The organism is Lacipirellula parvula, from assembly GCF_009177095.1.
Lineage (GTDB): Bacteria > Planctomycetota > Planctomycetia > Pirellulales > Lacipirellulaceae > Lacipirellula > Lacipirellula parvula.
This window is the reverse complement of the sequence record NZ_AP021861.1, coordinates 5,770,824-5,797,403: the sequence shown is the minus strand read 5'-3', so window position 1 is coordinate 5,797,403 and position 26,580 is coordinate 5,770,824. Positions and strand designations below refer to the sequence as shown.

16 protein-coding genes and 1 pseudogene are annotated in these 26,580 nt (G+C 55.3%); 1 reads left to right on the top strand and 16 read right to left on the bottom strand.

The genetic code is table 11. The annotated features are described in order from the left end of the window. Position 1 precedes the first annotated feature (1 nt). The 5 genes and pseudogenes from PLANPX_RS22705 to PLANPX_RS22685 all read right to left on the bottom strand — a co-directional run. Positions 2–2,425, bottom strand: coding sequence for a pyridoxal-dependent decarboxylase (locus tag PLANPX_RS22705; protein ID WP_198421801.1), 2,424 nt, complete (start codon positions 2,423–2,425; stop codon positions 2–4). 131 nt (positions 2,426–2,556) lie between these two features. Then, positions 2,557–6,789: a M20/M25/M40 family metallo-hydrolase gene (locus tag PLANPX_RS22700; protein ID WP_152100935.1), complete on the bottom strand. Its 4,233-nt coding sequence runs from the start codon at positions 6,787–6,789 to the stop codon at positions 2,557–2,559. Positions 6,790–7,248: 459 nt separating this feature from the next. Next, complete coding sequence (locus PLANPX_RS22695; RefSeq protein ID WP_152100934.1) at positions 7,249–8,151, bottom strand: C1 family peptidase; 903 nt, start codon at positions 8,149–8,151, stop codon at positions 7,249–7,251. 122 nt (positions 8,152–8,273) lie between these two features. Then, entirely contained in the window at positions 8,274–8,993 is a 720-nt protein-coding gene (locus tag PLANPX_RS22690) for a hypothetical protein (protein WP_152100933.1), read from the bottom strand. 493 nt (positions 8,994–9,486) lie between these two features. Further along, a pseudogene (locus PLANPX_RS22685) lies at positions 9,487–9,642 on the bottom strand (transposase); the annotation flags it as partial. A 280-nt stretch (positions 9,643–9,922) separates the two neighbouring features. On the opposite strand from PLANPX_RS22685, the gene PLANPX_RS22680 reads away from it, so the two are divergent. Next, complete coding sequence (locus PLANPX_RS22680) at positions 9,923–10,834, top strand: hypothetical protein (RefSeq protein WP_152100931.1); 912 nt, start codon at positions 9,923–9,925, stop codon at positions 10,832–10,834. A gap of 29 nt (positions 10,835–10,863) precedes the next feature. Here PLANPX_RS22680 and PLANPX_RS22675 read toward each other — a convergent pair whose 3' ends face one another. The 11 genes from PLANPX_RS22675 to PLANPX_RS22625 all read right to left on the bottom strand — a co-directional run bounded on the left by PLANPX_RS22675 (position 10,864) and on the right by PLANPX_RS22625 (position 26,315). After that, on the bottom strand, positions 10,864–11,886 hold the full coding sequence (locus PLANPX_RS22675; RefSeq protein ID WP_152100930.1) for a hypothetical protein: 1,023 nt from the start codon (positions 11,884–11,886) through the stop codon (positions 10,864–10,866). Between the two features lie 100 nt (positions 11,887–11,986). Continuing rightward, the gene (locus tag PLANPX_RS22670) at positions 11,987–12,943 is read right to left on the bottom strand and encodes a DUF1559 domain-containing protein (protein WP_152101974.1); all 957 of its coding nucleotides are present in this window, start codon (positions 12,941–12,943) and stop codon (positions 11,987–11,989) included. A gap of 148 nt (positions 12,944–13,091) precedes the next feature. Then, positions 13,092–14,285: a tetratricopeptide repeat protein gene (locus PLANPX_RS22665; protein WP_152100929.1), complete on the bottom strand. Its 1,194-nt coding sequence runs from the start codon at positions 14,283–14,285 to the stop codon at positions 13,092–13,094. 9 nt (positions 14,286–14,294) lie between these two features. Further along, a complete protein-coding gene (locus tag PLANPX_RS22660; protein WP_152101973.1) occupies positions 14,295–15,098 on the bottom strand; it encodes a DUF1559 domain-containing protein in 804 nt (267 codons plus the stop codon). A 569-nt stretch (positions 15,099–15,667) separates the two neighbouring features. After that, positions 15,668–16,767, bottom strand: a protein-coding gene (locus PLANPX_RS22655) for an IS3 family transposase (protein WP_152100928.1) whose coding sequence is annotated in 2 segments (ribosomal slippage) — positions 15,668–16,515 and positions 16,515–16,767 — 1,101 coding nt in all. Because the reading frame shifts where the segments join, the coding sequence is not laid out codon by codon here. A gap of 80 nt (positions 16,768–16,847) precedes the next feature. Continuing rightward, the gene (locus PLANPX_RS22650) at positions 16,848–18,410 is read right to left on the bottom strand and encodes a DUF1573 domain-containing protein (RefSeq protein ID WP_152100927.1); all 1,563 of its coding nucleotides are present in this window, start codon (positions 18,408–18,410) and stop codon (positions 16,848–16,850) included. A 30-nt stretch (positions 18,411–18,440) separates the two neighbouring features. Further along, the gene (locus PLANPX_RS22645) at positions 18,441–19,598 is read right to left on the bottom strand and encodes a hypothetical protein (protein ID WP_152100926.1); all 1,158 of its coding nucleotides are present in this window, start codon (positions 19,596–19,598) and stop codon (positions 18,441–18,443) included. A gap of 651 nt (positions 19,599–20,249) precedes the next feature. Beyond that, complete coding sequence (locus tag PLANPX_RS22640; RefSeq protein WP_152100925.1) at positions 20,250–21,386, bottom strand: DUF1573 domain-containing protein; 1,137 nt, start codon at positions 21,384–21,386, stop codon at positions 20,250–20,252. Further along, positions 21,383–21,907 carry a hypothetical protein gene (locus PLANPX_RS22635; RefSeq protein ID WP_152100924.1) on the bottom strand — a complete coding sequence of 175 codons (525 nt, stop codon included), beginning with the start codon at positions 21,905–21,907 and terminating at the stop codon, positions 21,383–21,385. The genes PLANPX_RS22640 and PLANPX_RS22635 overlap by 4 nt, the downstream gene beginning before the upstream one ends. A 14-nt stretch (positions 21,908–21,921) precedes the next feature. Beyond that, positions 21,922–23,148, bottom strand: a complete 1,227-nt coding sequence (locus tag PLANPX_RS22630; protein ID WP_152100923.1) for a hypothetical protein — start codon at positions 23,146–23,148, stop codon at positions 21,922–21,924. A gap of 1,382 nt (positions 23,149–24,530) precedes the next feature. Then, entirely contained in the window at positions 24,531–26,315 is a 1,785-nt protein-coding gene (locus tag PLANPX_RS22625) for an ArnT family glycosyltransferase (RefSeq protein WP_152100922.1), read from the bottom strand. Positions 26,316–26,580 lie beyond the last annotated feature (265 nt).

The following is a 26,580-nucleotide window of genomic DNA, read 5'->3' as shown; positions in this document are numbered from 1 at the left end:
CCTAGTAACCCCGGGCACGAGATGGACGAAGCTCCTCAACCGAGGCGAGCACGGCCTTGCGGAGTTCGGTCTCAAGCACATCAATAAAGGATCCCCGCGTGGTCTCGGTCATCCAAGGATCCATGACTACCGACCGGATGACAGTAATTCGGTCGCCTGCCGAGCCGACCACGCCCAGGCGGCGTGTATAGTCCGTGAAGAATGCCTCTTTGTACGTGGCAAGTTCGAGGTCCGTTGTACTGACCACCATGCCCTGGCTGTAAATGTCTTGCCCGGGTTTTAGGCTGAGTGCGGCATACACCCCCTTGTTTAACTTGTTGGCGATTTCCAGCTGGTCGTTCACATCGCCATTGGGATGTCGAAGGTTAAAGGCGTAGCTAAGGATGTTCTGATCTGGGCCCAGTTCCATGAGTAAATCAATGGCCTCGCTGTCGTCGCGTATCGTCTGGTTGTTGACCCGATCAATGCGCTCGCGGACGAAGCTTCGTTGGGCTTCGATGTCAGCTGCGTTCTCGCCCGCACGCTCGGCGGGCAACCTGGGAACGGGAACTACGATGAAGGGATCCCCTGGACGAGACATATTTAACAGCCGTGCATAGAGCCGCCGGCAGCTATAGAGGGCCTGCCCAATGATCCGTCCGTACCCCGCTTTCGTAGGGCGAATGACCTTGTGCGTCAGATAAACGGCTGCGGGGGCGGCGCCAGGCTTGGAACCTTCAACACCGTAGATTCCAACGGTGGGTTCGGCTTCTCCGCGGTAGATCACAGGCGCTGAAAACGTTACCAGATCGCGCATCGCCGAATTGCGATAGCACAATGCACCGGCAGGATAGGGGATATAACCTGACTTGTGTGGATCTACTGTAATGGAGTCGGCTCGTCTCAGGTTCTTGAATTGCTCGGTTACATACCGACTCAGCCCGAGCTCGGGCGGCGGGTTAGGATGGACAAACCCAGGTGTAGCCAGACCTGCGTCGTCTTCCGGTTCGTTGATCAACGACACGTGATAGCCACCCCAGGCCGCATCCGCATGGACAGAAAAGTTCAGCCCGCGGTCACGCCGTAGGTCATTGCGTAAATCGAGAATTCCTGCCAGCGGATCCACGGCGCTCTCTTCAGTCGTACCAATCACCGCCACAACGGCCAGCACCGGGCGACCTTCGTCAGCACAATTCTCTAGAATGGAGCGGAGTGCAGTCAGATCCTGACGCCCGTCAGCATCGACGGCGACATCAAGCAGATGAGTCGAGCCAATGCCCAACAATGCTGCAGCCTTGGGGAAGGAATAGTGCTTGGTTCCCGGAACGGTGACAACGGGCGCCGGAGTATCCGGCAGGTGGCGGGACATGAAGTCCGCCATACCAAGGGTCTGCACGGACTGTCTGGCCAACTCGGCGGTGACCACTGCCCGAGGAATCTTAAACGTATTGGTCAACTGTGCCGAGAGGTCTAGGATGACGTCTGCGTCCAGATTCAGGACCTCCCAGTCTGATGTGTCTGTAAGCTTTTTCGAAGACCCTGTCGGCAAATCCACGGTCATATCGATCGCGGGTCGCAGCGGTGAGGCAAGATCATTCCGGGCCTCTCTTAGCAACGTCCGCAGCGATACAGGATAGAACTTCAAGTTGCGTGCGGCCCACATGGCTTCGATGTTGGCCACGGTGCCATCGCAGGTGATGTGTCCCCACGCACGAACTGCAGTGGATGTTGCGTTGGTTGTGGTTTGAGCGATGTGTTCCAGGAACTGATTGCGATCAGCCTCCGGAATGCGTCGCCACATTTCCAGGATACTGGCGGCAGCGGCACTATTTTCTGAGGAGTCGTCAAAAGATTGGCTGCCAGCGTCTTGCGCCGTTATATCGGTCTGGTACCCCATCATTCGACAGATGTCATCACCTACGAGCATCTCCAGGATGGTAGTCGCTGCTGAGCCCTCGAAAGCGACATTGTTGGGGTTGTATAGCATCGTCGAAAAGTACCCCAGCATGCCCGGCAGCGTCAGATCCCAGTTCATGTGCCCCTGATATCGCATGCTGAAGAACGGCACGGACTTCTTGAGCTGAGCCAACAGTTCGTTGTGGGCATCTTTCAATGCCGACAGCGCCTGCAGGTACCCAGGGTGGGCCTTCGTCTCCTCCGTGATGAAGGTGGGATCTCCGGGATGAAAATTTCGCCTCCAATAAACATGATCGCGAATGGCTTCGACGATCATTCGCTCAAAGACGTCAACATTTTCGCCTTTCGTCCCTAGGAACCAGGCAGCGACGGCGAACGATGCTGCGTCTGGGGAGGTGGGATCAGAATCCATCTCCACGCGAGCCGGCAAGCTCCAACTCGGAGCGCTCTCCGCATGTTGATAGGCAGCGATAGACTGCCGGGATGGACCTTCGCTGACAAAACTAGCGTCAATATCAAACTTGGACATTGGCCACTCTGCAAGGAAACGAGGCTTGGGCAATCGCCGCCGGCAATCAGGCAGACCGGATCTGATCGATGTCGCTCATGTCCGACCCGACGGATGACAGCTGAATCGGCGTCGGCTCATCGTGATTCCGATCAAGCGTCCTTAAGTGCGCTAAACAGCTTCGCTTTTTCGCGGGCCGAAAGACCAGCAACAAGTCGTTGGATTTGCTGTAGGTTGTTTTCGGGCGGAGTCGTTCCATTCAATGGCTTGGCGCTTGTCCAACCGCTCGGTCGGGGTTTCTTCGTCCGGGCCACGACCGTCCCGCCCAGGTCTTGCGGAAGGTGGTTGTCGCTAATGGCGCTAGCGAAGTCGCTGCCATTGTTCGGCGCTTTCGCTCCCATCCCAAATCCGGCGAAGGCCGTCCAGGCAGCCTTACGACAGTCCTGAAACTCGGCCGCATTCAGCTTTTGAGCCGTGTGTCTACCCTCGAGTGCCGTCAGAATCGCATCGCGAGCGTCAATGAAGCTGGGGTTCGCAGGACAAACTTTGAAGGAATCCACCACGATTTGCCAGCACTCCCGATAGGCTCGGTCGCGGTTTCCCAGCGCGGTTACCATCTTGCGAGTCAAATGCATGAGACACGCACACCAGATCTCGCCGGCGTTGTGTACTTCCTGCAATTCGAACACGGTGGCCATGTCTCCGAAGTCGGAATGGTATTTGTCGTCATACGGTGCACTGCGTATGCCGACGCCTGGCTGATCCACAACCCAATCGCCAGTCGTTGTGCGTTCCTGGCCCGGGGACGAGTAGTTCTGAATGGTGAGCGCAAAATAATCCGACCAGCCCTCGCCCATCGACCCGCTCTGTTCAGCTTCCAGCGCGAGAGCGTTCATCGGACCGCCAACTAGTCGGTTACTGACGCCGTGGACGTATTCGTGAAACACGACATCGGCGTCGAAAGCCGTATGTCGGTTCACACCAGCCACCAGGCCCATGTTCATCACGGGCCGCTGGTGATCGGGATGGGTGAGCATGTTAGCGGTTCCAGCTACCGGACCGGGATGCGACCGTGCAATCACTCCGTCATCTCCCTCGAAATTTCCTGCCGCGACGTCGAATCCTAAGAGAAAGAAGAAGTCGTGAATGTAGTTGCAGAAAAAGAAGATATTTGCGAGTTGCTGATCGACTGGATCGCTGGAGTTAAACGTCAGCTTCCCAGTGACGCTGTCATCTCCTTTCAATCGCTTCGAGGGGAGGTTCGGACTGCCGAATCCGCGCACCGCGATCGCATTCGGGCCCACTGCGTACGCTTGGCCAGCATCCACCCACGACAAGTTCAGTGCCGCTGGAGGAGTGGTGATGCCCAGTGGGTATTTACTGACATCGAGAGGAAAGCTCGTGTCCTGAAGCGAGCTACTGGCTGGGCTCGGAAAGTAGACCCCGGCGCTGACAGCGGTTCCTGCCGCAGTAGCGGGCGCCGCCGCGGCGTAACTTGGAGTGGCGGGAGGTTGAGGGGTATTCGCTGCATCAGCAGTCCTGGCAGCCACGGCGGCATCCGTCGCCCATACCTTTGGCTCCGGCTCATGGCCTGGAGTCTTGCCCATGGTGGTTGAAACCTGCCTGACATACAGCAATTCCCCGTCCTGTTCGTCGGCTGGAACTAGGACTCGATATTGCCGTTCCCCGAGCGGCAACGTAACGAGAATGTCCCAGGCGAGACGCGGAGCTTCGATGCCGGACATGTACACGACTAGACTTGCGGGCACCGTGGCCCCCAGCCCTTGCGCTTCATAGATGATGGGCTGGCTCGGCGAACTGAACCGGGCGTGCACGACTGGGGAAAACGCTTGCAGGTTAATTTGCGAAGCGGGATGGAGTTGGCCATATTCATCGGGAGTATCATCTTCCGCCTGATGTTCGGAAATGTATTGCACTGCGGCCCGTACAGCATCGGCGGCCGGCACCGCCGGTCGAACTTCCAGGCTGGGGGAGATGTAAGGTGCATGGTCGCCGGTCAGTTCCACCGCCGAACCCTTCGAGGCAAACCGAACCGTCCGCGCCATCGTGAAGACGGGAATCCCGCGATAGTGCTGGTTCAGATAAACGAACTGATCTCCCGAGGCGATTTGCTGGACCACGGGGTCGGCAAAAAAATCAGCCGCTCCGGGCTGGTCTTCCGTCGTCGAATCATCCCCTAAATAGGAAGCAAATCTACGGTTTCCAACGTGACTTTCCGAACTTTGAGCGGCATCGATATGCCGGACGAGAGCCAGCGCCTGCGAGATGCGTCCAGCGGGGGTGGCGTCTTCTGGAATACCAAAACCGGCCGGTCTATTGAGCACGATGCGACGTGAGGTTCCGGTCAGCAAATTGGCGCCGCTAACGACCGGGGGGGCCTCGCCCTTCAGGGCCGGGTCGTTCAAAAGGAAATTTTGAAACCCATCGGTCGAACGGCCTTCGGCAAACGAACTGCTCTTTCGGGCTTCGCGAGCCTTGTCAATATTCAAATAGCTAGACATTGAGTGCACTCCTAAGGACGACTGTGAGTCAAAGGAATCAGCCGCGTCTGCGGGGTCCGCGATCACGAATACTGCCGCGCCGATACAGCGGGCAATTTGTGCGGCGTAGTCATATTCAACGGAGGTGTCGCCGGGCTTGTGGTAATTCGGGTTGTCTTGGGGAGCAGGCGACGTCGTGTCAGGCCCTACGAAGAAGTCCTCCGACAAGACACAGGCCGGGTAACCGTGGTCATGAAAGCTCGCATGGTCGCTGCGTCCCGCCGCGGGATCTCCGCCTGGTGGGTGCGTGTTGTCATAGACCTGAGGTGGCAGGAGGTCGGTTGCGACGGACGGTTGGAACCGGCGGATCAAATCCGCCAGCGGACGGGAAGCCGTCGTCATGGCGTCGCTTTGATGACCGATGTGAATCTCGAACGGTCGCGGAGAGGTTTGGTTGTCCCCCGTGTATCCGATCATGTCCATCTGAAAGACAGCGACGATGTGGTCTCCACGGTCCGCTGCTTCGCTCGCGTAAGCCTGACTCCCTACAAGTCCCTGCTCCTCGGCATTAAACAGGACAAATCGCACGGTTCGCTGAAGCTGGCGCGCCGTCGATTTCTCGAATATGATTCGAGCTAGAGAAAGCGCCGCTGCAACTCCGCTGCCATCATCGTCTGCCCCTGGAGCAGCATCCTGGCTTGGGCGGAATATCGCGTCTCCCTCTGCAGCGGTCGAATCTAAGTGTGCTGTAATTAGGATTATTTCGTTGTCAATCCCGGGCAGCTCGGCTTCGACGTTATCAAGCGAGCTTCCCTCGTGCGTGAATCGATGAAACCGCGTGGAGAGGCCCAGATTTTCGAATTCGGCAGCCAGCGCTTGGACGGCGCGGCGGTTATCGGGATGCTTGATGTGCCGGCTGCGAATTGGTCCATTGCCGTCGCCGACATCGGCTAGTCCTACGAACCGGTCGAGGTTAAGACGAATGTGCTCGGCATCCAATTGTGAGAGCTGGTCAATTTCGTCGGAACGAAGGTCACGGAACGTCGTCGCAGGTCCAAACCCGACGCCGGCCGTGAACTCTCTCAAACGATGCGGCGAAGGCATCAGCTTTAAAGTGTGACCGTGCCTACTACCCGTGAAGTGAAAGCTCTCGATGGTCTCGCCAGCCGGAATCCCTACGAGCAATCCCGAGTAGTCGGACATGAGTACCCAGTTCCACGGCTCGTCAGCCGTCCCCTCTCTGTTGCCAGTAAATGCATCAGCGTTCGAGTCGTGCCCCGCATCTGCGTGGCGTGAAGCGCCAAAGAACTGACTCGACGATCCCTCTTTCCCATCCTTCGCAGCAGCGAATCCTTCGGCAGCAATGTTCACGCGGGCGTCATCGCGCAGGAGATACACGTCGGTTGCGTCGGGAGCGTTGGGCGCACCCAAGCGAATGACGTCGTAGCCGGCATCGTCCAGGTTTGCCGCTGTTTTTGCGCTCGCGATCGCCAGTACTTTCCCGGCTAGTAACCCCAGCGCGACAATCGGCAAATCTTGCAGGTTGCTAAACCACGAGTTCCCCTCTTCTCCCTGAGGGGCTCCGATCCGCAGATAGCGTAGCGGGACGTTCTCTAGAACGTCTTCTGCAAGTCGAGGGTCGGGAGCGACGCGCATTCCCGCGCTTATTGCGCCCCCTCGCTCCAGAGCGTCTTCGCCAACAAAGACGCAATGGTTGGCTTCTAATTCCGTCAGCCCGACCGCATACCGAAAGATTGAAGGGTCGGGTTTGGGTTTGATCGCCTCTCCAGAATTAGGATCTGAAGGTGGAAAAATTGAACTATAGACAAGCAAATCCGGGTCAAAGAATTTATAGAGGCCGCAATCCGTCAACGCCTTCCGCATTGAATCGGCAGTTTCGGAGGGAGGCGTGTTAGAAATAATCCCTAGCCGCAGTTGTCGGCTTCGCAGGCGCTCTAGGATGGGGATTACTTGCGGGTCAGCATCGAGGCCAATCAGCGTCCCGGCAGTCGAAATTCTAGGTGACGCCAAAGTTCCGCCGATGTCGAAAAAGATGACCGTTCTGGGCGCTGTTGCGCTGGCGGCAGTTCTCGCCCGGTCACTAGCTGCTGACCCTGACATAACAGCGTTCCGTAACCATGTTTCTTATGCGACGATCCCCTTGCCTTCAAAACATAGGCGGACGCGCTAGAGGGCACTACGGAACTGCTTGGGATTGGATTGGGGAGAGTTGGGTCGATACGGGAATGAATTCTTTGTCAATTCCTGAAAGCTCGAGCGTCACCGCCTGTCGTTGTGAGTCGAAGTCAGAGATCGCACGCAAGACTTGGCCACTCTTCGGATTCAGCGTACTGTGCTCACTGTTGGCTGAAGCAGTTCGCCGGGTTCGAGCCAGCGCGGGCTGATGAGCGTCCACAAGTCGCGAGCCATGCGGTTTCGCAGATAAGTGAAGGGGAGCCAACCGTTCCCACCGTCTCCCCAATGGCTCCCCCATGAGCTGCGAATTAATATCGCATGCTGCCCCCGTCCGAGGTGATCTTTTCTGTAACCGACCGCAACGACTGCTTGACCGCCCCGAATACGTTCCAAGCTGCTCCGATAGGGAATATCGGGATCGATGGTGAGCGACGTGGGAACGGGAAACCCGATAGCGATTGGAAACCCCGCGCTCAGAAACGAGGTGATCACTTCCCACAGAATGGAAGCGTCTTGAGTGGGTTCGTCGAGTCGAAAATACCTGACGTCAGTCAGCGGCCTGGCGAGTGCATACTGAAACGCGCTTGGTTCCTGATCGAACCGCTCCATCTCGTAGGGAGCGATCTCTTCAGGGGGGGCGCCTACCCGCGTCATCACCTTGAGAGTTGTGCGTAGATCGGCCCCGGTATCCTCCCTAGAATGCGACCCTAGGCAGTTTGCCGGCCGCTTTTGTCGTAGATTTCGCGTAACTTTGTAGAGAAAGAGCTTGGAGCCCTCGAACGTATGGCCACGTACTCGACGCTCGAAGTACTCGATCAGGCTTAGTACAGCGAAGGCGGCAGAGCTGTTGAGCGTCCCCTGGTCTTCCACGTCGGTGAAGTAGTCGACTTCTTCATCCCGACGTAGGTCAACTTCGTCGGGTAGCGTCTCGCTCTGCGTGCGATTTAGCCGCACCAAAAGCGGTAGAACCGCGGTGCTTCGATAAGTAAAGTCGCGTGGGTCTGGCAGGTCTGGAATCCAACCCATGCCTTTTGGAATGAACTTGGACACGGTGGAAGCATGATCGATCGACGGTGGTTGAGGCTCACTGCGGTATTAAACTGATGGCTAGACCTATCCGCTACGGACAGAAGTTGGAAAAGAATCCGATCCTGCCGATATGGCCAAGCAGGTCATGCGGGTTCGATCACTTCCCATATAACCCCCTCGCCAGTGCCGTCCCCGTGGAACTGTAACAGACGGTTGATTTGCTTGCGGTTGAGGCACTTGATCGTGTCCGCTAGGCGGCGCTTAGGGTCCTGGTCAGTCTGAGGTGGTAGCGGATCATCGATTCGCTGGGGCCAATGTTCTTCCTGAAAGGCATTGAGTAAAGCTTCCTGGTTTGCAGCTGGCCACTTGAAACGCTTCACGAGCTTGCCGTTCATGTGAAGCTGGCGTGAGTTTGTGTCCCATTGAATGATGTGAGGCTGAGGAGTCGTAAGCGATGGGCCAGCAGCTTGGCCGTCGTCTTCGGCGAACGGCCGGCGACTTTTAGCGACCAAGTTCTTCGAAAAGACATTCACCGAATCCGCGTTGCGCTGCTTATTGCAAGCACCGGCCGCGGCGAGCACCCCTGATTCAGTCAAAACAAAACAGGTGCGACGGGTAAACGTCAGGTCGCCAGTCGCGCGAAAGTCTCTGCCATCGTCTCCCAAAAGCGTGACCTCTTGGGCGTGCCTAACAAAGCCTTTGCGCGCCAACCAGCGGAAATCAGACCAATCGAGTCCACATTCCTTCAGGCTGCGAATCGGAACTGCGAAATCCCAAAGGGTACTTTGCGTGTCTGCCGCATAGTCATAGGCTTCTAGCAACATTGAGAAGGCACGGATGAATTTATTGGGGCTGTCGCTCACCTGATCTCCTGCTCGCCTAAACGGCCAGATCTACGCTTAAGTGCCTCGCTCTCCTAACCGTACTTCAGTGGGGATTCCATTTGTGTTCGACCGCGACAGTCGCGTAGCTTGCGTCGCCGGCGTTTCAGTTCTGGATTTGCTGCCGTTGTCGTTCAGTGGCTCGCAACTCGGCGAATAGAACGGCATCGTGCGCGACGAGCTTCGAAATCGGAAGGAAAGTGGGCCGTCCACAGCATGCAGCCGGAGAAGAAATGACCAGTTCTAATGTCCGGATTGTAAAATGCAATAGTTTCTCGCCGAGGTTTTCTTAGAAGCTAAGTGGATTCAGGCGGTGCAAATTGCAAGCAAAGATTTCCCTCTTTATTTCGACCGACATTCATCTAATGTTCGCATCCCTAGAGTGAAATCCAAGCTAGCAATTTCCCAGTGAGATTTCTTGATTGCGAAATCGAAAGTGACAGCAGTGTGGTACTCCCAACCGTCATGGTTGGAAGCCGCCATACTCCTTCTTCCAGAGGTAGTACGTCTGATCCGTCACGCCGATCTGCTTGCAGAATTCGGGAATCTTCTTCCCCCGAGCCAGTTCCACCGCGGCCTCACGCAGCTTCGAGATGATCTCTTCCGGCTTGAACTTCGTTCCTCGAAGCATCGGATTGCTCTCCTTCGACTTGCGCCCACAACCCGGATTCTCGCTCCAATCGCGGGCTCTTTTGAAGGGGGCACGTCAAACAATCAGAAAAGCAATTGTCACTCCCCGACCCTCCACCGCAACGATTCAATGCTGCGAATTCGACCACGCTGCACAATTTTCGCATTACTTGCAGCATTTCTATCCGGAGATGGTCGCCCATACGACAATCCAGTATTCTATTAAATGCCTAAAGCTACTCTTATTCCTGCTGTGCAGAAGGTGGACGGGGAGACGATTAATGAACGGACGGATTGTCGTGGCTGTTATCATTACTTCTGGTATAATTCTGCCGGCGCTAATTCGTTGGTTAATCAAGGGCCCTTCACAGACTCGAGCGACGATTTCTTATGTTGGGTCTCACGAAGACATTGGCGGAACGCTCTACCCGACTTACCTTTTTCCTCAAGAGAACATCGTCCCGTGGCGCAGCAATTCTGAAGAGAACGTCTATGCGATAGAGCGCGACGGAGACAGGTACTATGGTGAAGACGGCTATGTTTTATTTGCCACTAGATTCAGCTTTCCGGACGCAAACGCAGGCCCCGCTCCAAATGCTGCCATAGAGGAGTTGCCGCGGCATGGGCATCTAAGTAGTTCACGAGACTACCCAACCATTGCTTCTCTGCCCAGCTTTGTTAATCACTGGGATGTCCTGTGTACTCGGATGGCTGGCGGTTGGTCGTATGCACTCGTGGACGATCCACGTTCTCAGCATGGCGAGCGACGGAATACGTTCGACGGAAAAAACTACCCAGTAAAAAATTCAACGAATGCAACCAGCGTCGTTCCTTATTTGAAGATTGGCATCTTGGATGGGCCCGACATGAAGGGCGATGCCCCTGAACTTGGCGTCAAATGCGATCGCTGGTCGTTCACGGTTGGTTCTGGCGTACCGAAGCGATTTCGCGTCGGAGTGATGACAGATGGACTGGACAACGTCGATGTCTCGCCAGGGCAGGTATTCTTGAAACATGTCGGCGGAGTAGAGCGCGGCAGTAAGATTCTGGCTCCGAATCGCTTCGTCGACATGAGTTTCTTTGACGTAGCCGGCGCCAGTCCCGGCGATACCTTCGTCATCGTCGCCGCTCCTGGTCCCAAGCAGGTCGGCGCTGGCGTTTCAGGTGTTTCTTTTGACGTTCTTGAAGAGTGAAACTCTCGGGCGTGCACGCTAGTTGAATGCTAGCGGTTTTCGGGCGGCGAACCGATTTGCATTTGTCCCGAGCCTTTATCAAACGGCCAGGGCAACTCCGCGGCTTTCCTTTTAGATCGCCGAATCAAGACAACATAGACCGTAATTGTCGCGGCTATTAAGACCCAAGCGGGAAGCAGCCATTGGGAATTGAACTTGGGATGCTTCCAGAACTGCCAGTGACTTTGCGGCGGCGTTTGACCTCTCTTCTGACTCGTTAGCCATTGCAACAGACCATGCTCCAAAAATGCCTCGCGCCACGCATTGTGCGGATCAACATCTTTCCCTAGCACTTCCGTAAACCAGCCGACTCCGCCATTTTGTTGAAGGGCGAACAGGGTCGCTAACGTCCCGTCCCTGAGATCGGAAGAATCATGGGCGTTATGAAACGCCCAGACTGGCACTTTCTTCATCTGAGCGATCGCAGCAACGTCGCCGCCGCTAGCCGACGTCGGTGCAATAGCGGAGACGAGATCAGGATAACGCATCGCAAATTCCCAGACAGCGTTGCCACCGCTTGAGATGCCGACGAGACCGATGCGATCGGAGTCTACTGGTTCCGTTACACAGAGGGTTTGCACGATGCGGGCTACGGCTTCCCCAGGCTCGATGAGCGGTTTTCCGCCGTCTTCGCCCTGATGGCCGAACCACATGCGAGATGCGTCGGGACATTGGACGGCTAATAGATAGCATCGGCAGTCGGAAGGTCGTTCGAACTGAGAAAAGACGCATTCGTGAACATAGAGTAATTGCCCGCGGTTGTTGGTTGAAAACTCTAAGGGGCCGTGTCCATGAAACCACACGAGCATAGGTAACTTTTCTTTGGCGCCAGCGTCATGTCTCACATCCGGTTTAAAGATTCGATAGACGAACCGCTCTGTCGCATGAACGCCGTCATTGACGTTGAAAGCCCCCTCCTCAAACAATGACGCATGGGGGATGACGTGCTCCTGGGCGATGAGCAAAGAGACGTCCTGGCATCCCCAAGCGATGCCAAGGCCGGCTTGAACCACGAATAGCGTTAACCGATTCAATCGCAGTCCCTCGAATTAGGATGAACCAATTACTTTACTTGCTGTAGCGAGGACTTCGACAGCAATCTAGGAGAAGACTTCATTCGGCAATATTAGCGCGCGCCGCATGGACTTCGGAATCGACGTCATAATGAATTCGTTGGACCGATCCGTCGCAGAACGACATGAAAAATCCGGACGGATGAGCGCTGCCAAAAGCCGTCGTGTTGTCCTCCTCTGCGTCTTGCGCGGGAGTCAACGCGTAACCGGGACCAGCATAGCGCACGCTGTCTCGATCATCAGACACAAACGGCCCTTGGTCGTCGCCCAATGAGAGTCCGTCCGTATATCGCCTAGTGTCGAGAGACTTTTCACCGGCCAAGTAAGTATTCGATGAGCCGTCGACGAGCTGGGCAAATGTAATCTCGCTCCTCGGGTAAACCACGCCGAACCCGTCCGCAGGGTCGAAGAACTCGTACCTATCCGCTTCCGCGATCGTTTCAGGCCCCGCTTTCCAGTAGCGGTATCCTTTTCCGCCGCCGTTCGCCGCGTAGTCGATGCGCCCGCCCACTTCCAACGGATCAGAGCCCTTCGGCTCAAGCGAATGGGGAATGCCAGTGTTGATACGATAGGCTCGCGGAAGTCGTCTGGAGGGACAGTAGTAAATAGCGACGGGCGTTTCAATCCGTCGTCGGTTGGCTCCCCGTTTGTCGGCCTCGCTGGCTCCCGCCCCAAGCCGATGGAGCTGTTGCTGTTCGCAATAAGGCAACAGCGAGTACGCCCAGGCGCCTGGTTGCTTTTTTCCGGATCCGCCGTCAGGATCAGGAGCCCAAGTGAATCCCCAACCGCCCGACGGAAAATGCCCTTGAGCTCCGTGGTGAAGCTGAAATGCCATGGCCGTTTGTCGAAGATTATTCTGACACGTTGCGCCGCGCGCAGACTCTCTCGCCATTTCTACTGCGGGCAACGTTAGCTGCAGTAAGAGCCCGATAATGGCGATAACGATTAGAAGCTCAACGAGCGTGAATCCCCGCAATGCTACGACGGTGAGCGCCATTCGGTCATCAGCGACTGGTTCTCTTGTTATCACGGCTGATCCACTTATTGCTTTCCACAATTCAAGTAGTTGCGCTACTCGACAGACAAGAACAGCGCTTGCTTACAACGTCGATGCGATAGGACAGTTCTAGACCGACGAATGGGCCTTATCGCTCTCGCCACAGTGAAGTCAGTTCCACTCGATATCGAACCAGCAGTAAGCCGAAGAGCGCGTAAAAGTTTGCCATCGCCCATGTGCCGCGGCTCCACTGAGCGACGTTTACCGCAGCCAATATCCTGGTTCCAACGTCAGGAAGAAATTGCAGTATGAGAAGTCCTATCGCTCCAGTCAGCGTTAGCTCTAGCCAAGGAATGGCTGGGAGAGCGATATCGTTCGCATGAATCCGCATCGCCTCCAGAGCTTGTCGCTCAATCTCTTGTTCTTTCAAGCGTTTCCCAACAAGCTCAAGCAGTTCGTCCAGCTTAGCGACTTCGCCGCAGTTGCTGATCCCGCGATAGAGGACCGATTGCGCGTCCAGATAGCGTCCCCGTTCGACATGAAGCTCTGCAAGACGGAGATAATTTTCCGAAGCGTTTGGGGCCTGGGCAATAGCGCGCTCTAGTGTTTCGATGGGCGACAACACAACAGGCGCCATTTCCATGGCTTGCGCCGCTTCTTCAGCGCACGGAGCACTACCGCGAGAAGCAGCGTCTGCCACAGACGGCTTACCGTCAGGATATCGCAATCGTTCTTGGCAGAGTCGAGAGATCATTTCGGCGGCCTCTCGATTGCGCGGGGCTATCGACTCAATGCGATGCCAACAGGCAATCGCCTGATCGAATTGGCCCATCCGTGCTAGCGAAAGAGCGCAATGCCGATTTACCTCCACGTTGCGAGGCGCCGAGTTTAACGCTTGCTTGAGATAGACAAGTTCGGACTCGTTGCAGTGAAGATGCTCGCAGGACGTCGCCATGGCCCGTAGAACGTCCACATTCCAGGGATCTTGCCTTAAGAGGTCGATCCCAAGTCGCATTGCGTCTTCCCATTCGCCTGCCGCCAGCTTCTTCTTGAGCGGAACGTTACGGCGCTTTGCAATGGCTTGCCAAGCGGGGCTTTGCTTACGGGGAAAGAGGCGGCGCAGGTTCTGCAGGAACGCGTCCGCATATTGAGGATTTCCTGGTGCTGCAATAACGCATTGCGTAAACAGCTCGTGCGCGTAGGGATAGTTCCTCTCACGATGCGCCAGTTGCGAACCGCGTGCGTAGCACTCCTCCAAGCGGGAAAACTCACGCCCTGCCATTTTCCACTCTCCCTTGCGCTTACTCGCCGGCAAATCGACCAATCGACTCAGTTGGCTCACAGGGCTGTGTTATTCCAACGACTCGTCGTAGCTGATATAGCGTACCGATCCATCGCAATAGACGAAATTGCATCCAGACGGATGGCTGCTTCCAAAACCGCTGCCGCCGCCGCTATCTTGCCGCGGATTTCCACCGGGCGCTCGACCGACGTCATCGCAGGCGCCGAGATACATCGCTCTTTGATCCCCAGCGGCGGCCCCGTCGACGTAGTGATCCGAAGCGACGGACTTCTCGCCGGCAAAAACCGTATTACTCATGCCTCGACCGCGCAACTGCACTTCACTGGCGATGACCTCTGACTTCTCATAGGACACTTTCGAATTGACGGCATAATCGCTCTTGGCGCATTTCTCCGGAGCTATCGCATTCTTCAAAGTTCGATCGCCTTGGAATGGATAGGGCCGAGGCAATCGACGGCTAGGGCAAGTAAAACTTTCAAGCGGCGTAGCCATCACAGCTGCAATCGCAATTCGTTTTTCTTGTTGCGCTTGCCGAGTTCCTTGTTCGCGGAGCGATTGTTGCTCGATGAACGGCAAAACGTTATAGACCCATCCCCCCGGCTGACGCGTCCCGAACCCAGCGTCTGGATCCCCCATCCATCCTGGGCCCCATCCGCCAGTCGGAAACGTCTGGTGCGCATCAAGATGGAGCTTGGCGGCTATACCCAATTGCCGCATATTGTTGGCACATGTGGTACGACGGGCCGACTCACGCGACATTTCCACGGCTGGCAGAATCAGGCCAATTAAAACGCCAATAATGGCGATTACCACGAGAACTTCAATCAGCGTTAGTGCACGGCGAATCGGCATATTAATTTATAAAATTAACGAATTAGAAGAGGATGTATTGAAGCAATTTTCAGCCTGCGTTGCACAGGAGTATGCGAACTTCTGCAAAGGCATCAATCACTAGAGAAATTGAATCAGGGCGGCTATCTTCACGCAGTAAATGCACTACCTGTCGACCACGGCGATGTTGGCCTCGCAAAGGGGAAAGCAGCAACTCTCGAAAACAACTGAATATGTTGTGGTTGATACCTGCGGAGGAAATGGAATTTTTCTTTTATCTAAATCGAGAGGGAAGGGTCCGTTTAAAATAGTCGATGGCTCCGCTATTTAACGCATAAAGTAGCACTTTGATAACTGCCGATGTTAGCAGGCAATGACATTGGTTCGAGCGATCCAGCAATCGCCGCGTGACGCGCAGGTTATTCGCGGCCGATTGCATTTGTATTGAATATTGAACTCAATTGTTCCGCTTTACGCAACCTTTCTATGCTTGACCTTCACCCTAATCTTGATCCAGTCGGAACGCTAGGAATTGGCTTGCTTGACCTGCTACCAGAAACTGGTCCAAGGTAAGTAAGAATTGCGGGGCTTCAACTTGCCAGGCATGCCTGGCAAGTTGAAGCGAACTCCTTGGGGGCCAGGTTCCCCAGGACGCTATGAGGTCGATGTTCGTTGTGGTCTGTCCGCCAGTTGCTGATCTTCTCTTCGGCGCCCTCCAAGGACAAGAACCAGTTTTCATTCAGGCACTCGGCGCGGAGCCGGCCGTTGAAGGATTCAATCAAGGCGTTGTCCGTGGGCTTGCCAGGACGACTGAAGTCAAGCTGGACGCTGTTGGCATAGGCCCATTGATCTAGCGCCTTCGAGGTGAATTCGGTTCCATTGTCCACGCGAATCGTTTTGGGCAGACCGCGCTCGGCGCCGATCCACATGAGCACGCGAGCGACGTCCTGCCCGCGGAACCGCTGGCCGACTTCTATCGCTAAGCTCTCACGTGAAAAGTGATCGACTATCGTTAACACCCGGATCCGACGGCCGTCGAACAGTTCGTCAGCCATGGAGTCCATCGCCCAGCAGTCGTTGATCTGCTCTGCCGCCGGTCGACCGACTCGCGTTCGACAACTGACTCGACGCTTGGGAGTTCGCGTCCGTAATCCCAGGTGCTCCTCGCAATACAGCCGATAGACCCGCTTGGCGTTGATCTGCCAGCCCTCGCGCTGCATTAGGATGTGCAATCGCCGGTAGCCGTACCGCACGCGGGCCGCCGCCAACTCTCTCAACCGCATCCTCAACGCGGCCTGCTCGTCTCGTTGAACTCGGTAGCGCTGGCTGGAGCGCGGGCAACCGAGCACTCGACACGCCTTCCGCTCGCTGATCCCGTAGCGGGCCTCCGCTTCGCGGACCAATTCGCGGCGACGAGCAGGCCTTAAAGCTTTTTTGACAGGACGTCCTGCAAGATCTGCTTGTCGAGGCTGAGGTCGGCTACCAGAGCCTTCAGCTTCTTGTTCTCTTCTTCCAGTAGCTTCAAACGCCGCACCTCGGCGACGCCTAGGCCCGCGAACTTCTTCTTCCAGCGGTGGAACGTCTGCTGGGTGATCCCAGGCTTCCGGCAGACCTCCTCCACCGCCATGCCAGCCTCCGCCTGTTGAACGGTAAACGCAATCTGCTGATCCGTGAACTGAGACTTCTTCATGACCAATCCTCCCAAAAAACGCTTGGCCAGATCTCGCCTCCACAGTCTTCTAACCGACGGACTCGTTTTTGGGTAGCAGGTCACTGAGCTTGCGACCCATTCGATCGATCTTCCGGAAGTTTAATTGCGGGAGCACGAAATATCGTGACCGGCACAGTCACCCGCGAATTGCCCTCCAGCTCGAACACGACCTCGCCGCTGACTGGAACATCTCCGGGCAGTATTTTGGGCAAGCGCGTACTTACGACATACGTCGCTTCGCGTTCCCCTGTTCCTTTCTTCAGCGCAATTTGTAAGGCATGAACGCCTCCCGTGTTTATCCTATTCACTTGGATTCTCTTATGCGTTCGGCTCCGCAAACGAATTTCGGCTGCGCCGCCGTCATTAGGACCAGGACCGAGGGTAATGAGGGCCACCTGCGGGGCCGCGTAGGCGTCCTGAACGACACTGCCTTCGATGGAAACCCTATGGGTTGCTGGAACTGCGTTGCTGTCTACTGTGATTACTAACTCACCGCGGAAAGTCTCAATAGGACAGTTGTTCCGCGCCTCGAACGCCACTTCAATCAAATAGTCGCCAGGCGTCGCCGCGAATCCCAGTCGACTACTCAACATCTTGGTTGCTGCACGGATAGGCTTCCACGATATTGAGCAAGACAAGTCTCGGTCGGAAATCGCGTTCCCCTCCAAATTGAAGTTTGCATTTCGCACTTCGATGCCTTCGAAGCCGGGGGCAGCGACGATAAATTGTTGCTTGAGTTGACCGCCCCGCGAGATGTCGTCGAAGCGCATTGCCTCAGTCGAGATCGCTCTTCTCCTGGGAGTCGCACATGCCACTCTTAAAAGAGATATCGGAATTATCGGGTCATTAGTCTCGACGAATACCGATTGCTGCACGCGACCCTCCCGGCCCTCGAGGTTTAAGCTGACTTCAATCCGAGCCGTTTCGCCTGGGGCCACTCTTTTTTGAGAAAGCGTCGGCTTGGTGCAACCGCAACTCACTTTAATGTCTTGAACTATGAGATCCTGGCAGCCGCGATTGTGAAACTCGAATGCATAGACGGGGGCTTCGCCCTGGGGGATAAGTCCATGGTCTATATAGCATTCGTCCCATTCTAGTTGGGGGCGATCGCTCGGCGTAGCTGGACGTCGCTTCTCCAGCACCAACGCTTTGCCCGTCCAGATTCTCTCCAATTCTGTCCTAGAGCACCATCGAGCAGGAGCGTCGCCGTCGTAGACCCTTAAGCTCCCGTCGGAGTTGTCGACTCGTGGATCGACGCAGATGTAGTGGTCGCCGTTGACGAACAGGACCGCAACGCCATTAATATTGCGCAGGTCATCCCAACTTAACTCTGTAATGGTGTTGGCTATCGTTGACTGCCCGCCTGCGAAGTCCGCTAAATCGATCAGGGAAACACCGTACGGGGTCACGCGACAAGTTTTTGCCACCTGCGCCGCGGTTGCGTTCACGCCAAGGCGCGCCATCGCGCATGACAAGCTCATGGGCCCGCAGATCACTTTGTAATAATCTGCGTGCGACGGGTTGATTTCCGAAGCTAGCCGATACTTTGCAATTGCGCCCCATCTCGCGGCAAAACCTAGCAGGCATCCGACAAGCACGACGCAAAGACCTTTTTTGAACACTATCGCAGTTTCCTAAGATCTTGTAACCAATCAGCTGCGTTTTAGTTTGCGCCATGCAATAGCCGCCAGGAGCACTGCAATGAGGGTGACATTAAGGGGCACCCACCAAGTTCGGAGTGGAGCAGTATCTCCATCGGCGACTAGTGGCGTGAGATTGTCTCCCGACTGAATGACCTTACCTGCTTTCGTTCGCGTGCCCGTAATTCGGTCATGAATTTCCACCTCCTTGCCGAAGTGGACCTTAAGGTCCTCCGCGGTCACGACCCCGACTTGAATGTCGCTCGCCGTCGTTTCGTATTGAGTGCAAAAACCTTCTTCAATGGAGCGTGTCGAGACAACGGTCTCAATGAAATGAGTCGGAAACCACACCCCTTTGTCCTCGCTCATCGCCTTAACTTCGAGCGTCAAATCCTGGTCTAAGGGCGGAGAGGACTCGAAATCCCAATGCCACTCCATTCGCACGGGCATGAAGCCCCTGCGAGGATCGAGCCAGATAGTGCGTTTATCGTGGTAAGGAGTGCCCTCCTTAAGGTCTACTTGAAGAGATATCTTGATATCGCCGCCATCGCTGCTCGTGCCTTCAAATTCGACAGCCCCAATGTTCTTGAGCAGGAAGCTAATTGGAAAGTTCGCTGCCCTATCGTAATTGCCGTCGAACCAGTATTGAAATCGACTTGACCGGACAAGTTGGTCTTCTTTGGTGTCGACCGCGCCGTAAATGCCCGCATAGCCATGTTGCTCGGCTACAGACCGCGCGGTGCCGGAGGAAGAGTCTATCGAGGTGACAACCTTCTGGTTGGGGTGAGCGGATGTCGGAAGATACCAGTTGACGCTCGTCCAGCGATTCCCATCTTTGCGACGAGTTTCGCATTCGAAACGACCGACCTTATCACTAAGCACGGGGCCAGGCTTATCGCCCCGATATTCCAGCACGAGAACCCGTGAAATTGACTTCGCCCTAACATTTCTTACTGCTATTTCGCGCTCCCGCAGCACGCTCGTCAGAACGGCTCGCTTGTCTGTTTCAGATAAGCTTTCGAAGTCCCGAGCGGTCATCTGCGCTGCGCATGGGCGCGGCATCGCGAGGAGCGACGAAGCCGCGGTGCATACGATTGCCGCGTGCATCCCAGCCAGTCGGGCAACTCGGAAATTCGAAGCTTTCACAGTTTTCGCAATCGTAGCTAGCATGATTTTCAGCGCGCGATGAGATCAATAGCCAATGCAACGATCGAATGGTTCTTGCTGGCTAATGCCTGAGGCAGAAGTAGCTGTTGTGACGCGGTTTCTCACGCATTCCGGTTGCCATCGATAATCGCCGCAGGCGGCCTCGGTGCGGCAGAAAAACCTTCAGCTACAGCCTTGCTGAGCGAGTGCCTACGAACTGAAGCATGTTGACAAGAGAAGCCAAGCAACGCTAATTGTTGCACGACCAAAACGTGCAGGTTCCGTCTTCGCCCGTGACCAGGTTATTCACGCAGATGCAGTTTCCCTCCACATCGGTGCAAACGCCATTATCAAACCGCTGGCCGCAAATATACGAAGCGGCGGGTGGGCATTCGCCGCCTTCGCTTCTGAAGCACATCTTTGCAGGCACCGTATCATTACCAAGGCAAGTTTTACATTCGCCGCTGCAAGTCGACTGCTGGTAGTTGCAAGAGAGCGTGCCCTGCTCCGCGCACGCCCAGGTACGTTTGGGCAAGCAGGTCGCGTTGGGCAACGGATCGGCTCCGGCGGCAACTGCTGTGGCGTAAAGCATGGCAGCGAGGCAAGTGCATTTAATCAAATTACGCATAGTAAAATCCTGAAAGTACGACTAATAAGGTAGCTTCGGACGGTAGATTAAGGAGAAAGAAAGGCCGAAATCTCAACGACGGCGGGCGTCGCGTCCGGCGAGCGTGACGTTTCAATTGTTAGTCGCCCGCGGGCCAGGCGATTTCCGGAACCAACACCAATTCGGGTGATTCGAACTCTAGGAGCCTTGGTTGAGTCGAGGTCGTTGCTATCGATAACTTCAGTATGCATTGAAGCATCGCCGCTATACGAAGCGGAGATGATGCGCGGAATCTGTTCAAGGTCGTCGATCGCCACAAGGCTGCGTTCAATAATTTCGTCAGCGGGTAGTCGGCCGACAAATATAGACGGAACCCATGGCGTGGCCTTGTCGATAATAGTAGCCTCCAATTCAATCTCAAGCTCGGCTGTGCCCTCGTCTGTCGACTCCGTGAGGATTCTAGCCTTGGATTTAAACAGACCTACAGGCTCCGTATCCAGTTCGAGTTTTAGTGGCACCTGAATCAATTCGCAATTTCGACGCAAGATTTCGTCGCTCCGCGTGAGGCTAGTTGGTTTGCCGTCGATCTTCAGGCGGCATTCGTCGCTCACGAAAGTTCTAAAGTTGACCGCACTGCCGTCGTAGCGTGAGATTAGAATCTCTTTCGTTTTCGAATCACCGCGGCAGATCCTCCCAAAGTTAATCTTGGCGGGATAACAATAGAGAAGGTCGCTAACTGCTCGACTGCCCACTATCGACAGCGCGCAGGGGGGCTGGGAAGTGTCGTCGTCTATCACCATGATCGTCTTTCGAAAACCGCCCGGCGGCCCGAACACGGAAATAGTGACGCTAATATCTGTAAAATGCCCTGGGGGGATCTCGGATTCGTAGTCATCGGCGACTACGCACCCGCAATCAGATCGGACATCAGCAAGCTTAATGCTCTTTGTTGAACGGTTCTCGACATGAAAAACGTGGGTGAAGTCGAGAGCCTTGCCTTTTACCAGTACTTCCCCCAAGTTCCATGTGGCTTCAGTACAGACCAACGACGCCGTCTGCAGTTGCTTAGCTGCCGAGAGGCTCTCCTGCTGCGAGGGAGTACAACCGGTCGCGCACGCAATCGTCACTATCGCGACCATGAGATGAAAAGAAAGGTGGCACCTTATATTGCGATTTATTCCAACAGTAGCGCCGTATTTTTTCATTTATCTATTCTTTTCTTGACGTCGAATCGGCGATCGATGATTGGGGTATCTGCGGGCAAGCTAATGCGATTCAAGTCAACTACCTTCCCGTCTACAACTAGTTCAATGAATGTGCAATTGGCCCAGCGCGCTCTCATGTTCGATGCATTAGGGTTTCGCGGTGTTGCCACCTCACTCTTCGGAGCACTACGTACGGCGGGCCAAACCCTTACACCAGATTCGAGCGCGCGACTCATATTCGGGTCTGGACTTCGAAGAATGATCAGTGGAGCTCCTTTCGATTTCAGTGCGAGGATGAATGGCCAAGCCGCTTCGAATGCATCGCGCTGGTCGAAAGTGATTTCGTGGTGAATTCGACAGTCAGTGCCGCCCACGACGGAAATGGCTTGCTTGCGCAGCCCCTCTAGCTCCTTCGGCCACGAGGTCGGCCACGTTCCTTCGCTGCTCACTGAATCCATCGCATGCGTGGCGGAGGCCACGCATGCGACAGCGATGATCGCAAAAATCAGTCGTCGAATCACTGTAGCTCTCCATTTTACGCGGGCGGTATTCCGTCGCTTTTCCACCATCTTCTATACGCGATCGCCGCCAGGATTCCGGCAACTACTACTATGTTTACCGTCAGAAACCATTGTCGCCCAGCGTTTGACGAGCCTTCAGTCAGTGCCAAGCTCAAGTCTGGCAGGTTGGGCTGCGACACTATCGCAGGGGAAACACGGCCGTCCGTAAGGGTGAGCTTGGGCTCATTGCTCCGTAGTACGGCCTCCTGGGAGCGGCTATACAGCGTGCTGTCGAACTCCTCGACGGCAGGCTCAAAAGCGAGATGCACCGTTGTTGCACCGGGCGATGACTTCATGTCCTCAAGCGGGCCAAGGAAGTTGACGTACGAATCTTTCGGGATGCAGTATGAGCCGCTCCAAGTGACGCCCTCATTCGCCATCTCCGCAAAAACCACTGCGGGACTTGCGGCCGCATAGAACTTGGCTTTTCGCACGATCCAGGCCGCAGCCGGCTCAATTTCAAGATCCCATTTGCCATTGGCGCCTGAGTAAGCTCGACCCAGCGCAGTGACATGAAGACGATTCTTAGAAGTCTTATCTACCGTCAGGACCTTGTCGATGCTACCCGAGAAGAATCGGCCCATTGCCCACTGATAGGTCAGCTGATTCATAATGGGCGAGAGATCTCGAGGAGGGTAGACGTAGGAGTTGTAAAGCTTTCCAACCTCCTGCCTCTGGCCCTCTCTAGACACCAGAAGGGAGAGATCGATCTGATGATTTCCGCAAGCATCTGAGCCCCAGTAACCCCATTCCGTCGCGCGCACAGTCGCAGCCATACTCTCATCTGATCCTGCAACGGCTGCGGGTTTCGCAGCATTGCCAAATCGCATTCCATCCGTGTCCCACTCCCGCTCGGAAGGCGGCACATAATGGGGGGTTTCGTAATCTACGATCTCCATAAGGTACGCTGTTTTGTCTGCCTCGGCAGTGAAGGTCCAACGGGCTTTCACCTTAAAGAAGGGACCCCTAGGGCTAAGTCGGTCAATCCTGTCTTCAATTGCAGTGGCCTTAAATCCTGCTACGAAGACGGAGTCAAACTGTCTCAAGTGATGCAATACGCTCTCGACGTCTACGGTGCTGTCGTCAAGTGCGTGGATTGCTGGCTCCGACCCTCGCCCCTGACCCATGGCGTTTGGTTCATAGGGCAATGCAATCGCGACGCCAATAGCCGCAACAATAAATCTGATGGACTTAGTAGGCATTCGGTCGCTGGCAAACCGCAGCTTATGTTGTTAGTGAAGCGGCGCTCTTGCGTCGTCCGCAATGTCAATTAGCCTCACTAGGCATAATTGAATGAACTTAGCGTGAAAAAAGATGCAGTAGGAATGAATTGCTAGGGCGATTAAGCACTGCACACTGTCCGCCGCGGCAGCTTCGACAGCGGGCGCCAAGTTCCGGGTATCAAGTGCGAGGGCAATCGCTGGCGGTCATTACCCTTCTGTCGATGGCGAGTAAACTGAGGAGCAAGCCGGATTCCGGCAGGAACGACCATTCCGCCACCCGAGGCCATCAAGCTGCCGCTCATACGTACCGGCCGATATAAGCCGAGGCCGGATGTCGAGCCCTTGCGCGCCTATTGTGGCAGCGGTTCTCAGTCGCCGCAGACCATCCTGCCTGCATACGTCGAAATCGAAACGATTGGCCCCGTGCTACAAGCACTAGTTTTGCAAGGCGTTTCGCCTCGCGCATTACTAGGGCCATCCCAGACGCACCATGTCTGATTGGGAACATACTCAAAGCTGGAATAGCCCTGGTCTGCGCATTCCTCACGCCGGATGGTGAGCTTGCGCCACCAGTCGTCCATGTCGGTGTGGATTTTGCAAGGATCCTCAGGGTTGTTGCCAACCTGACATTTAGCAAAACGCACTTCGTTGCGCGTACACCGAGAAACGTCGCAGCAGGCGTGAGGGTCAGTGGCAGGATCACAGTTCTGGGCGGGTGAATGCAAGCATTCATCCACAGTCATTGAGTCGACTGAGCACTCGCCTTTGCAGCCCTGTTGGGTGACAGCGCCGAAAACCGATGACCACGCTGTTGGACTGCACGCATACACAAGGGCTGCGACCGACAGCGATGAACCTAATAATATTGCTCTCGAGTAAACCTGCCGCATTAGGAGATTCCTTTCGTATGGTGGAGTAAGGACCTTGAGCATCAGCCTTAAAGTGTCCTGACCAACAGTCCACGGCTAGGAAGCATCGGGCCCATGGCTCGAACACTCGATCTTGCGGTATAGACGGTAAACTTTAACTTCGATGCGCCGTCCTGTGTAAGGTTCGTATCGGACAGTCTCAGTACCGACGGGGATGAGTCATGATGGCGTTATTGCGCATCTTATTAGTGTGTTGACAGAATAGCACTCTCGAAGTGGCGGTCAATAGCTGCAATCGGACTGTTGGTGCTTCGCATCGACGGCACCCGCCACGGTAACAGCTGTATCGCGCTGCAGGCTTAGTAAGGGCCGTACGGAATGCGGGCACATGCGATCTTAAAGCGTCTAAATCCGGAAATGCTCTTTTTAGTGTCCCGGTGTAATTCGGCTAGTGCGAGTGAGGATCACCATTTTTTCGGCGCCTGACAAGATTCACTCGGTGACGTCGTAAATAAATATGGAGTATCCTACCCGAGCCGTTGGAATTCGCTGGCGAAGTTCTCGGAATCTATGATTTTCGCCGATGACACCTATAAGCTCGCAAGCGCTTACCACATAACGCCCTGGGGGCAGGGATTGGTTGGCATCCTCGGTCCCTTCCGAAGCTTGCTTTACTTCCAGATCCAGAAAATCCAGCGGTGCCGGGCTGGTTACGAAATATCGCGTTGGCAGTTCGGTGCCGTGGCTTTCCAGCCATCGCTTCATCAAGAGCAAGTCTTGCCCCCAATCGATATTGCTACTTGTGAGGTATTGCCATCCATTCCTAGGTCCTCCGGTTATTTCATTGAAGTAAGCCAGAGTGTGCGGAAAGCAAAAGAGGCTGCTTGCGACAGACCAACTCAATGCGCAAATAATAAAAACAGACAGAAGATTTGGCGGCACGCGAGATTTCTGGACCCGCCGTCCCAGGAATGAGGCGGCAGCTGCGAGGCGGCTAGCCCAGATGAATAGAAATGGGAGAGCAGGCATCGCATATCTAAAGTGCATATTCATGCCAGTCTGCGAGCTTACAAGCGCGAAAACGACCGTTGCTGGAGCAAGAAGGATGAATTCGTCGGCTCGCCTTGCAGGTGACCCACGTAGCGTTGCGGCAATAATCAGCATCAATGTCCCTAGCGGAACCTTTAGGGCCAACGCGGAGAGATAGTAGTGCCACCAGCCGGTTTTGGACCATGTACCTGCGAGATAAAACTGGCTGTCAAAGTGCTCGAAGTCCTTTCGTTGCAAGTCGATGCCGCAGACATAATTCTTCGGAAGCGGCACCGGGACGTCCGCGACCCAGGTCTCCGCAAACCTATTTCCGCCAGTCTTTGCGTTCTCCGCCTCGAGGCCGGTCAACGCTTCGCTTACGAAGGTGTAATCCCCCAATTGCGTGAAAGACCCCTCAAAGCCGTAGCCTAGGTTGACGACGTACAGTCCGATCAGGCCACGAACGCAGAGTTTTGCAAACTCCGTAAGCCAGATGCGTAGGCCAATTTTATCACGGTGTGCACAGCGATAAATCAGCCAAAGCACAGGCCAAAGGGGGTAGAGTACAATTAGCGTCGTTTTAGATAGCTCTGCAATGCCCAGGATAACGCCGCTGGAAATGGTTAATCGCCATGTTGGCTTCTTCAGCCAGCGCCAGAATGAGAAACATGCTGCCAAACTAAGGGCTGTTGCAGAGACATCGCTCGTAATGAGCTGCCCATGCCCTAGGATATTGGGGCAAAAACACCATAGGGTAAGGGCGAGAAGCCCAGAGGTCGGCCCATATAGATCGCGGCCCCACAGAAAACAGACGTATCCGCCCAGCAAGCTGAACGGTATGCACGCCCATCTAGCGAGCGTCACCAGCTCACACGTGCGAAGCCCGTTTGCATCGCAGAAATCGCTTCCCAAAGCCATCTCGGGTCTCGCTGCGGGGCCCTCCCAATAACTTGTCCAATCGGTTTGACAGCCGGCAAATATCGCGGGGACCGCGGCGATAAGGCGTACTAACGGCGGATTGACGCGATAGACTTCGAATCGGCGAAACTTCCAATAGCTTATTCCTGCAACGAGGTGCGCCGGCTCATTATAAGTTGGGCTATGTACCGCCGCCCCATAGGCAAGTAGCAGAGTGTGGATCCCTAGCAGGGAAGCGACTATCGCTTTAAGCCGGTGAGAAGCCAATTTGTTGTGGAATGCTGAATTTTTCGCGATTCTTACCAAACCGGACGCATTGGCGTTCTCCATTTGTTGCGCGCTTTCTCGGTGAGCTCGTGGCCCTCATCGATTGGAGGGGAAACCTAGGCTGCGGGGATAAAATTGGACCGCTACAGCCTCGGGGGGCAGATTCGCAATCGAGCGCGGCTCCTATTGAGGGGGCGCGTCAATCTGCGCGTCCCGACTGATGTAGCGACGTGTACATGGCAAAGAGCTGTCTCGGCGCTCAGACGGGAGAAGGATTTGCGGCGATAGCTGAATCGATGAGAGGCTTGCCGAAGAATTGTGCAAGTTT

What these genes read in the sequence shown, in the direction of transcription:
- PLANPX_RS22705 (WP_198421801.1), bottom strand. Translation starts at nt 2,425, where the DNA reads ATGTCCAAGTTTGATATTGACGCTAGTTTTGTCAGCGAAGGTCCATCC.
- PLANPX_RS22700 (WP_152100935.1), bottom strand. Translation starts at nt 6,789, where the DNA reads ATGCGGAAGGCGTTGACGGATTGCGGCCTCTATAAATTCTTTGACCCG.
- PLANPX_RS22680 (WP_152100931.1), top strand. Translation starts at nt 9,923, where the DNA reads ATGAACGGACGGATTGTCGTGGCTGTTATCATTACTTCTGGTATAATT.
- PLANPX_RS22670 (WP_152101974.1), bottom strand. Translation starts at nt 12,943, where the DNA reads ATGGCGCTCACCGTCGTAGCATTGCGGGGATTCACGCTCGTTGAGCTT.
- PLANPX_RS22660 (WP_152101973.1), bottom strand. Translation starts at nt 15,098, where the DNA reads ATGCCGATTCGCCGTGCACTAACGCTGATTGAAGTTCTCGTGGTAATC.
- PLANPX_RS22645 (WP_152100926.1), bottom strand. Translation starts at nt 19,598, where the DNA reads ATGCTAGCTACGATTGCGAAAACTGTGAAAGCTTCGAATTTCCGAGTT.
- PLANPX_RS22640 (WP_152100925.1), bottom strand. Translation starts at nt 21,386, where the DNA reads ATGAAAAAATACGGCGCTACTGTTGGAATAAATCGCAATATAAGGTGC.
- PLANPX_RS22630 (WP_152100923.1), bottom strand. Translation starts at nt 23,148, where the DNA reads ATGCCTACTAAGTCCATCAGATTTATTGTTGCGGCTATTGGCGTCGCG.
- PLANPX_RS22625 (WP_152100922.1), bottom strand. Translation starts at nt 26,315, where the DNA reads ATGGAGAACGCCAATGCGTCCGGTTTGGTAAGAATCGCGAAAAATTCA.